Origin of the sequence: uncultured Gimesia sp., assembly GCF_937910335.1 — a bacterium.
In the GTDB taxonomy this organism is placed as follows: domain Bacteria; phylum Planctomycetota; class Planctomycetia; order Planctomycetales; family Planctomycetaceae; genus Gimesia.
This window is the reverse complement of sequence record NZ_CALEMX010000331.1, coordinates 1-5,192: the sequence shown is the minus strand read 5'-3', so window position 1 is coordinate 5,192 and position 5,192 is coordinate 1. Positions and strand designations below refer to the sequence as shown.

The window sequence follows — 5,192 nt, the reverse complement described above, 5'->3', positions numbered from 1 at the left end:
TGCAGAAAATCCTGACGCATTCCGAACCGCCCGGTTATCGCCGCGCAAAGCCTCGTGTCTCAAAGCTGGAACCGTTCCTGCCAGTGATTCACGAAATCTGTAAGCACCGTAAGAAAGATGTTCTTCCGTTGCACCCGCACCTTACCTCTCTCCTGAGACAGTGGCTGCCGGAGTACCCGTCAGGTCAGCCACTTTTCCCCAAACTGGGCAAACGGAAGGCCTACACGATGATCCGTAAAGATCTCGAAGCTGCCGAAATTCCGTACACCACAAAAGACGGCGACGCTGACTTTCATGCCGCCGGTCGTCACTCTTACATCACAGGGCTGCTGAAGAACGGTACGTCACTGGTCGTCGCCAGAGAACTGGCCCGACATGCCGACGTGAAGATGACAATGCGATATACGCACATCGGACTGCAGGATCAGGCGAAGGGGATTCAGAACCTGCCCACCGATCCAAAATGGCTCGAATACCGCCGCTCAACTGAGTCAGTGTCGCAGCATATTTCCAGTTCGTCGCAGCATATTTGCAGCAAATCATGCGTCTGCGAGGGGCAATCCGAGACGCCCGAGGGCAGTGAATGTCACTCAAAATGCGAAAATGAAGATCACGCAAGTGCTGATGAAGAGTCACCTTCTGGCAGTGCCAGACAAAAAAAGACACCGCCAGTCACTGGCGATGTCTTTATGGAGGCGGCGGGAATTGAACCCGCGTCCTGTGAACCCTCAGCTAAAGCCTCTACGTGCATATTCTATTGTTTGAGTCTCGCTTCTTCAGGCACAATAAACAAAGCCCTTCGGAAGCCAGTCCACCACGGATCTCGTATCAGACGGAGTGGTCATTGATCTGATACCAGTCTGAATTTGTGACCAGCCTTCGGACTCCTCAGACAGGGATTCCTAAGCCGGGGTTGCTTTTATTAAGCAGCCATTGAAAATTGCTTGTTTGCAATTAGATTGTGATCAGCTTTTTACGTGGCCAACTGATCAACCACGGCACGCCACCCTAACATACGGTGAACCAGTCGAATCCGATCGCCCCCGTGTCTAGTAATACGTCAAAAGTAAACAAAAAGAGTAACAAAAAATGGAAAATCTTTCTGCTCCTCTCACAATATTATCAGCAGATCGATGGGAGTCAATTTACTCTGATTGCGGAAAATTGTCAGACATCAGGATTTAGGGATAAAATCTCTTGAATTTAAGCATGAAAATGATCTAGTAAAAATAAAATAAATCCGTTTTTTGGCTGATATCTCACTCAAATAATCGAAAAGACATTAGGAAATCGCATTTCGGTTCATTGCCGACGTCGAAGAGAGAATGATCGGGATTCTTAATGCTTGTCATCGGATGAAAAAGTATTTCCCGGTGGAAGTCGTTCTTTATGAGGAATCATCCTTACCGTTTTTCTTTACTGTTTCCTCGCTTCCCATTCGTTCTTCCCGAGATCGGTCTACATAATTGCTTCCGATTGGTCTAAAATGAGGCAGGCCTGTGTCAGCAATCGTCTAATAGATCTGGTGGCTGATTCTATATCAATTATTCTATCTCGGAAAGTTTCCAAATCATGTCTTGTAATCGCTGCACGTCGAGGGATCGGCGTTTTCTTTTATTGAGTTTGGGAATCAGCGTCTGTCTATTCGTCACCGCCGAGGAGAGCAGGGGGGAGAACAAACCTGCGGGACCTGTGTTTGTAGACATTCCCGCACGGGGGCAGGTTCGTTTTGAAACGACTGCAAAAGAAGAAAAAGTTCCCGCTCGTTTTCATCTCGCAGCGCATACGTTTCCGTTTACGTGTGAGTTCAAGAGGATGAGCGGTCCGGTTCGCGTGTATGATGTAACATTTCCTTCACCAGTGAAAACGAAGGTGGAAGCAAATAATACGGTCCACGGTCATTACTATCAGCCTGCAGGCGATGGTCCTTTTCCAGCCTGTGTCTGCCTGCATATTCTGGGAGGCGGTTTTGAGCTTTCCGAGATGTCTGCGAATTCCTTGGCGCGACAGGGAATCGCGGCGTTGACAATTAAAATGCCTTATTATGCTCAGAGACGTGGAGTGGGTGAAAATGGTCGGCGTCGCATGATTTCTTTTGTGCCCGAACATACCGCGGAAGGGATGACTCAGGCTGTGCTGGATGTGAGACGGGCGGCTGCCTGGCTGGCGAATCGCGACGAGGTCAATTCCCAAAAACTGGGTGTGACGGGAATCAGTCTGGGAGGAATAATGTCGGCACTTTCTTCAGCAGCCGAGCCTCGGTTCAAAAAAGTGGCGATCTATCTGGGAGGTGGAAATCTGGCATTGGGAATATGGGAGAACCCTCATCCGCATGCAAAACAGTTTCGGAAACAGTGGTTGCAAAATGGGGGAACCTACGAATCGTTTCTGAAGATCATGTCGCCCGTTGATCCTCATACGTATGGACATTTACTTGAGGATCGCGATGTCTTAATGGTCGTGGCAAAGCATGATGAGATTCTGCCGCCCAAAAGTTCCATCGCGCTGTGGGAATCAATCGGCAAGAAACCGGAACTGGTCTGGTTGGATTCTGGTCATATTACCGCTGCGATGTACATCTTTGGCGAAACGCGGCGCTTGACGACCTTTTTCTCAAACTGGGAATAAAGAGCATCGCGTGAGCGGTCTAATTCCTGAGTACTTTTCGCAGCAGGTGGATGGCGATAAACAGTAAGCCAATATTCCCGGCCCATAGGGACCAACCTGGTTCAATTTTGCCCAGCTTCGATAAATTGATCGTCAACAAGACGATGGGATAATAGAAGAGTAGAATGGGCATGAAGACCAAAAAGAAACTGGTGAGGAACTGTCTGCGAGCTTGAGCGATGGAAAACGGACAACCAACGAGAACAAAGAAGAAGCAACTGCAACTTAATGCGAAGCGACTTGATAGCGCAGTTTTAAGTTTATTCTTGCGTTTATCTTCGACTTGAGTCTGGGGTAAATCAGTATTGATTTCGGGTGAGTGAAATCGTTCAAAATCCCCCAGAGCTAAGACCATGGCGACTTCGATATCACGCTGAAATTCAAATTCGTCTTTCTTTTCATCGAGGTTGCCCAATTCAGTTTTGATTGATCTGACACTCATGTGCCGGGGCTTTGCCATGGCGGTTTGACTGGGTAGCGGAAAAGGAAAATCATCTTTTTCGACGTAAAACCGTGGCTTGCCGGGAAAGTCGATGTGCCCTTTTGAGATGTGCAATATGACTTGTTGATGAGCGAGATCAAATTCCAGAGTTGCTTCTTCCGCCTGCAGATGCACGGGCTGTTTGTTGGGTGGAGAATAGCGAAATGTGGGTACGAGTAGTGTTTTATCTCGGACTCCCATAACGGTAATGGAGATTCCACTCGCGGGATCGTGTATCTGATTTTGAGATCGTAGTTTTTCCAGAAATATGGTTTCGAGTTCCAGGGCAATGGTTTTTTCGATATTTTTTTCGGCCCAGGGGATGATCTGATCGCTTAACAGTAGTGATCCCAGACTCAAAAAACCACCCAGTATAAAAGAGGGCCAGAGGAGCGAGAGGACATTGATCCCCGCGGCCTTGGCCGCTGTGATCTCCTGGTCGCCTGAAATTCGTCCGTAAACGACACAAACAGTTAACAGCAAAGTGGCGGGAATCGTAAAAGGCAACATACTGGGGACGATGAAAGGCAGAATTTTTAAGACAAGAATAGCCCCCAGACCCTGATCTGTTGCTTGCTGGAACGCGCCCACAAACACCAATAGAACGGTCAGAACTGTGATCATCAAGGTGAAAACGCGCAGTAATTCAAAGAGAATATAGCGCTGAAGCAATCGCATGATTGATGGGTTTAATATTGAAGAAATGGAAAGGTGATATGGGTTTAGCTACAGGCTTTGAATTGCAGATGTTGACCGAAGCTGTATACGAGAAGAAGTGGGATCGAGTCAATATCAGACATGGTGTTGTGTATGTTTGTGCATTTATTGTGGTGCGGATCAGAAGATCATGAATAGAATGTATAACCAGAGTCAGGCCGGTCCTCTCGGAACAAGACAACATTGTATCGGCAGTTCTGTCATAATCGGTACATTTAATTCACTGGAGGGATTCACTTTGCCATTAAATGGGGTAATTTTATCATTTTTTACTTCCGGGTAATGTGTTCAACCTATTAATTAACTAAGGCCTATATTCGGAGGTCTTTTTTTGAGGAAACGCCATCAAGTTTGTAAGAGCTCACATGTAGCTGACAATCAAACAATGACAAATAACAAATAGAAGTCCTTTATTGGATATGGAATCTGCAACCATGGATAATACTCTGAGAAATGAACCGGTTCGATCATTATTTTGTGATGACGAAGATTTCCTCGAATTGATTGAGATGTTCGTAGAGGGCATTGAAGAGAAAAAGATATTTTTACGTGATGCATCCGCTTCCAGTCAGATTGAGGACCTTAAAGTATTAGCCCACCAGTTAAAAGGGGCCAGTGCCGGTTATGGATTTGAAGAACTTTCGCAGATCGCAGCCGAATTAGAGATTGCCTGTAAAGCGGAAGATCAGTCTGGAATTGAACAACACAAGGAATTCATGTTGAATCACATGGATCGGATTGTTGTTTGACGAGCCAGATTTCCTGGTTCCTAGTTGGAGAAATCATTCAATCCGGTGAATTCTCCTCATTTTTCAGTCGATTGACTGACTTCGAGAGCGCAACGATTCTTGTGATGATCGCGTTGGCTCTTTGTCTTCCCGGTTGGCCCATCCCTTCCCGATCAAGCAGTATCGACGTTTTTCGGTGGCTTTTGAATGTCGGTTGTACTTCGTCTACTTCCCTGCAGATGGATTTCCATTCGGACTTGAAATGATCCGGAAGCAAATCTGGGGCCTGTTCCGCTAATGCCAATATTTTTTCGGAGAGATCAAGTAGCAGATGTCTGGTGTCATAATCTGCCGTTTGAAATTGGCTGACGATATTAACCAGGGCTTGCTGAAATTCTTCGATCTTCATATTTAACCGGCAATTCAATCAACGTCTTAATTAAGGCCAAAATCTCATTTACGAATTCTACGGAAGATTTTTGCTGAGTTTACTCTCTTGATCGTGTAATATCAGGGGTATTACGGTTGAATTTTCAGGGTTCTTATTGACCTGACTAGTCAATTCTTAGTAAATATGTGCTACTGATATTGAATCTTGT

Annotated in this window: 4 protein-coding genes, 1 other RNA gene and 1 pseudogene; 3 read left to right on the top strand and 3 right to left on the bottom strand. The window is 46.1% G+C overall.

The genetic code is table 11. The annotated features are described in order from the left end of the window. Positions 1-83 precede the first annotated feature (83 nt). Positions 84-401, top strand: a pseudogene (locus Q0668_RS25890) (site-specific integrase); the annotation flags it as partial. A gap of 286 nt (positions 402-687) precedes the next feature. On the opposite strand, the gene ssrA reads toward Q0668_RS25890, so the two are convergent. Further along, positions 688-1,045: a transfer-messenger RNA gene (gene ssrA / locus Q0668_RS13210) on the bottom strand. A gap of 527 nt (positions 1,046-1,572) precedes the next feature. Here ssrA and Q0668_RS13205 point away from each other — a divergent pair. Beyond that, entirely contained in the window at positions 1,573-2,628 is a 1,056-nt protein-coding gene (locus tag Q0668_RS13205; RefSeq protein ID WP_298865414.1) for an alpha/beta hydrolase family protein, read from the top strand. Positions 2,629-2,647: 19 nt separating this feature from the next. Here Q0668_RS13205 and Q0668_RS13200 read toward each other — a convergent pair whose 3' ends face one another. Next, positions 2,648-3,826, bottom strand: coding sequence for an LptF/LptG family permease (locus tag Q0668_RS13200; RefSeq protein ID WP_298865411.1), 1,179 nt, complete (start codon positions 3,824-3,826; stop codon positions 2,648-2,650). A 473-nt stretch (positions 3,827-4,299) separates the two neighbouring features. Between Q0668_RS13200 and Q0668_RS13195 the strand changes: the two genes are divergently transcribed. Continuing rightward, a complete protein-coding gene (locus tag Q0668_RS13195; protein ID WP_298865408.1) occupies positions 4,300-4,614 on the top strand; it encodes an Hpt domain-containing protein in 315 nt (104 codons plus the stop codon). Between the two features lie 37 nt (positions 4,615-4,651). Here the strand turns inward: Q0668_RS13195 and Q0668_RS13190 are convergent, their stop codons facing one another. Then, positions 4,652-5,002 carry a hypothetical protein gene (locus Q0668_RS13190; RefSeq protein WP_298865405.1) on the bottom strand — a complete coding sequence of 117 codons (351 nt, stop codon included), beginning with the start codon at positions 5,000-5,002 and terminating at the stop codon, positions 4,652-4,654. Between the last annotated feature and the right edge of the window lie 190 nt (positions 5,003-5,192).

What these genes read in the sequence shown, in the direction of transcription:
- Q0668_RS13190 (WP_298865405.1), bottom strand. Translation starts at nt 5,002, where the DNA reads ATGAAGATCGAAGAATTTCAGCAAGCCCTGGTTAATATCGTCAGCCAA.
- Q0668_RS13195 (WP_298865408.1), top strand. Translation starts at nt 4,300, where the DNA reads ATGGATAATACTCTGAGAAATGAACCGGTTCGATCATTATTTTGTGAT.
- Q0668_RS13205 (WP_298865414.1), top strand. Translation starts at nt 1,573, where the DNA reads ATGTCTTGTAATCGCTGCACGTCGAGGGATCGGCGTTTTCTTTTATTG.
- Q0668_RS13200 (WP_298865411.1), bottom strand. Translation starts at nt 3,826, where the DNA reads ATGCGATTGCTTCAGCGCTATATTCTCTTTGAATTACTGCGCGTTTTC.